This is a genomic window from Sporocytophaga sp. (genome assembly GCF_017745095.1).
Taxonomy (GTDB): domain Bacteria; phylum Bacteroidota; class Bacteroidia; order Cytophagales; family Cytophagaceae; genus Sporocytophaga.
Window position 1 is genome coordinate 1 of sequence record NZ_JAGHZZ010000046.1, and the last position, 4,771, is coordinate 4,771.

Annotated in this window: 1 protein-coding gene and 1 pseudogene; both read left to right on the top strand. The window is 34.5% G+C overall.

Annotated elements, in window-relative coordinates:
* A pseudogene (locus J7604_RS26040) lies at window positions 1-1,610 on the top strand (hypothetical protein); the annotation flags it as partial.
* A gap of 242 nt (window positions 1,611-1,852) precedes the next feature.
* The coding region (locus J7604_RS26045; protein WP_293903255.1) for a hypothetical protein at window positions 1,853-4,771 on the top strand (2,919 nt) is incomplete at its 3' end.

Here is a 4,771-nt window from a genome sequence, read left to right on the forward strand (position 1 = left end):
CTACAAACCAAGTCACAAGCTTTAATGGGGTAGGAAAAGTTATAAAGGCTAATAATCTTCTTACAGGTAGCATATATATTGGATATACCGGGAGCTGCAATGTTTATAGTGATATAGAAGTATCTAATTTATCTACTGGTGGAATTTATTTTTCGGGAATTCAAGTAAATTTATTACTAACAAGCCATATTACAGCGACAAATTTTAATAGTGGAACTCTAAGTTTTAAAGGAATAAAACAGGAAGAGGGGTGTTCTGATTTAAATTTTGATTTGCAAAATGCACGTTTGATATTTGAGGCTGGCAATACATTTTATAGCAACATAACAGCGTCTTGCGGTTATTTTAATTTAAATGGATCAACGTTCAATGGTTCGGTTAATCTTTCATCAAAGAATAATGCAGGCGGATTTGCAGTATCTAATGGAGGAAATACATTTTTATCAGATCTACAAATAACAAGCACTGGTAGCAATGGTATATTGCTGGCTAGCGTGAATGGAGATAATTATAAGGGGAATCTAACTATAAATAAAAACAGTGCAGGACCTATTTATCTTTCAAGGACAGGGACTTCGGAGTTTTATGGGAATATTTCCTACAATGTTATTTCGGGCCAGGCTCCTGATGGTTTCGGTGCTAATGGAGGCACAAGTGCATTTATGGGAGATAAACCTCAGAGTATATCATGTAACTATTCGAATATCTTATTTACAGGAGGAGGAGTTAAGATTGATAAATCAGCCAATCAGGTGACTTTAAATGTTCCTTTGAATGTGACGGGAAATGTTGCCTTTATCAAAGGAAATTTTATAGCCTCAACAACGAATACTTTTGGTTTTGGGAGTAATTCGCAAACAATCACCGGAGCTTCAGATCAAAGTTATATTGAAGGTACCGTGAGAAGATTTGGAAATACAACTTTCACTTTTCCAGTTGGAAGTGGAGGTAAGTATATGCCTCTTAGTATCTCTGCTCCATCAACAAATGAAGACATCAGAGTGGAAGCATTTTCAACAGCTCCTCCAAGTGCTACAACATTAAATAATACCTTATCAAGAGTTAGTTCATGTCAATACTGGAATGTACAAAGAGTTACAGGTAGCTCTAATATTTCTCTAACTATACCATGGACAAGTTCTAGTTGTGAAGGTATTAACACAAGAGACATAAGTATTGCTCAGTACAAAAATAATATATGGCAGTTTTTTGGTGCAAACAATAAAGTAGTTGATGGATCTAATGGTTCTATTTCTTCCAATGCTCCATTTACTTCAGGATACTATACATTAGGTTATGTGCCATTTGATGAGGCCATCTTTGGAATACTTTCGAATAAGATGGATGGGAGCATTTATCCTGTAAAAGGTCAAAAAATAAATTTCAGATTTCTGGAGCAATATAAAGACGTAGGTTCACTAAAATATATAATTTATTCTAACCCTTCAGTAACTAAAGGCTCAGGTGTCATAAATACGAACTACGGTCAGAACTATGAAAGCATCGAATTACAAACTTTTGGTTTGATTGATGGAAAGCTATATATCCTTGAAGTGACTGATGAAAAGAATAGAAAGTCTTACTTGAAGTTTGAGTATAAGAATAATTGAAAGTTCTTGAGTTAGACAGACATCGGAGTGTTTTAATCTTTGATGATTCCTTGCTGAAGTAGATAAATAATGTGAGAAATTTTGTAAATATTACATCAGAATATCTTAGTTGTTGAAAAGTTGGTGGTAGAGATTAAATATTAATCCATAATTTTAGATTAGATAAATACAAAATTTTAAAAGAGTAAAAGTTTTTTTTAATTACTACAAGTATCAAATAAATGTTACCCTGGGCTATTTTTTTGAAGAGAATTCTAATCCTGATTTCTTTGGTTTTGTTTTCTAATGTTTTATTAGCGGACAACTTTGCCTGGAGGAACGATCCATCAAATTCAAGTTGGGAAGATCCTTTAAATTGGAGTGGGACAACTGCAATTCCTGTCAATGGTAGTAATCAGGTGGTGTTTAGATCTTCAGATAATATAACGATTGGGACAACTTCAATAGCTCCGGTTTTGAATTCAAATCAAACGATTGGTACTTTTACTGTTACTTCTGGTTCTATAACAATAAATTCTACAATTAACATTACAGGAAATATTGGAATATTTAGTGGTACGGTGATTGATGGAACAGGGCAAATTATTGCTGGACCTGTAACGCCAATTGGCTTAACAATAGGAGGGGCTTCACCAGGTGCTACAGTAAATTGCTCAATTAGCGGGAACATTGCAGCCCTGAACATTAAGAATAATATTTTTGGAAATAATGCTTCTCTAATATTAAAAGTTTTTAACACATCCTCTTATTATAACATTGGAGGTAATACATTCAATGGTCCTACAACATTTGAATCAGCAGGAATTTCGGGCTTAAGGCTATCCGATTTAGGTGAAGATCGATTTAATAATGATCTGACCTTGATTTCAACTACAGGGTTAATTAATGCTTCCTATAACTATAACACCATATATAATGGAAATGTAGTAGTAAAATCAACTGGATCAGGAGTTTATTTTGGAAATCCAACAGCAACTAGTTTAATTACTTCTACACTTTCCAACACTAAAACAATTACGGCTAATAGCTTTACCGCCGGCATTCTCACATTAAAAAATTTTATTCAGCAAGGATCATCAACTCCTCAAAATATAATACTTGGAGGAACAGCACAAATATCCTTTTTGTCCGGAACGGGTGTTACAAGTCCCGTCTCAACATTTGATTCACCAATAACTGTAACAGCAACAACTTTAACATTAAATGGAGCAAATTTCAAAGAAGATGCTACATTTAACGCATCTTCCACTTCTACCAACTTAGGGGGAAATATATTTCAGAAAGCTTCATATTTTAATTTTAACAATACCAATGTAAATGGCTATTGGACATTTGGAGGTGTTAATGAATATATTGGTGATGCAACATTTGTAAATAATAATGTTGGAATTATTTATGTAGGAAACGGCACTGCAACCTTTGGAGGTAATTCAACATTCGATAATAAAGCAGCTGGTCAAATTATATTAGCATACCCGACTAACTCTGTTGTTAACTTTACCAATCCATCTGCAAAAGCAAAGATGATAGTTAGGACCGCAAACGGCTTTGTAAGAATGGCAGACAATGGCACAACTACTTTTAATTGCAATGTGGAGGTGAACTCTACTGCCGGTTCCATTTACTCTGTTTATTCTGGTTCAGGTAAAGTCTATTTGAAAGATGGCAAGACCATCTCTGTTGGAGATCTTGGTTTTTCTCCGGGAAATTTAGGTTTGAAAAATTTTATTCAGGAAGGAACCACTGCTCAGACATTATTATTTCCATGTAATTCAAATGCCAATAATCTTTATTTACAAACGGGAAGTGATTTTTCAGGAAATTTAATTGTTCAGGCGACTCAGGTCCTTTTACAAGGTGGTATTTTCAGAGGTATTACTGATATAACTACCTGCTTTCCCAGTGCTGGAAATATTCAGAGCGTAAATTATGAACCTATATTGTTCAAGAACGACACTTATATAAGAAATAAAGGCGTAGGGGATATGTCTTTAGGAAATTCCACATATCCTATAACTTTTGAAGGTAATACTTACTTTTATCTTACGAACACAGGTAGAATTTATCTGTCGTCAGGTGTAGGAAGTTCTACTGTTTTTTCTGGTATAAATAAAAAAGTCAGTGTGAATATTTCATCAGCAAATAATGCAGTTGGGGGAACTTTCTATTTTTCTTTGAACGGAAATTGTCAAATAAATTCTGATATTGAATTATCAAATAATGCAAATGCTTCCATAGTCATTGGATCCACTATAGGAACCGTAAGTTTGACAGAAGGGAAAAAGATTAACATACTTCCTGGAACATTCACTTTCGGAAACATTTCATTCGGTAAATTTGAACAACTTGGAAGCACTCCCCAAAATGTTAATCTGGAAGGAAGTAGTTTAATAACCTTTGGTAACGGTACAATCTTTAATGGAGATTTATCACTTGTTTCTCCTCGGATAATGCTTTATGGGGGATCTAAATTTAAAGGTGTTTCTTATTTCGAGAAAAATTCTACTGTAGCATATGATAATTGGAATGGGGGGAGTGAATTTAATATAGTGACTTTCAAAAATTCAGGTACTCAGGGCATGAATATAAGTTATTCTGGAGGAGGAGATCATTATTATGGTGATGTTACCTTCTGGAATGCTACATCAGCCCAAGTATATGTGTCTCATACAGGAACAAGTCAGTATGATGGAAATATTCTTTTTAAGAATACATCTAATGGGGGGATTAATATGGGGGGGAATGGTGGGATTTCTATTCTGGCGATGGGTAAGACTATAAGTGCAGAAGGTTTTAATGCAGGAGCACTAACTTTAAGAAACTTAAATCAGAAGGATGCAGTCACACCTCAAAATATATCATTAAATTCAAATGGTACAGCCTTACTTAGTTTTGCAGGAGGAACGGAGTTTTGGGGAGACGTTACAGCTTCTGCACCCAGTTTAGCTATAAGTGGGATTTTCAAGGGAGTTTCTAGCTTTACCAAAACAGGTATAGGATCTAATTCGGGTGGAGCTACAGCATATTTTGAAAAGGAAGCAACTTTTACAAATACAGGTACTGGGGATATTTTGATAGGAGGCACAGATTTTAAATTTGCCGATAATGTTATTTTGAATAATAATAGTACAGGGAGAATTCTGATTTCCATTGCTACAAAC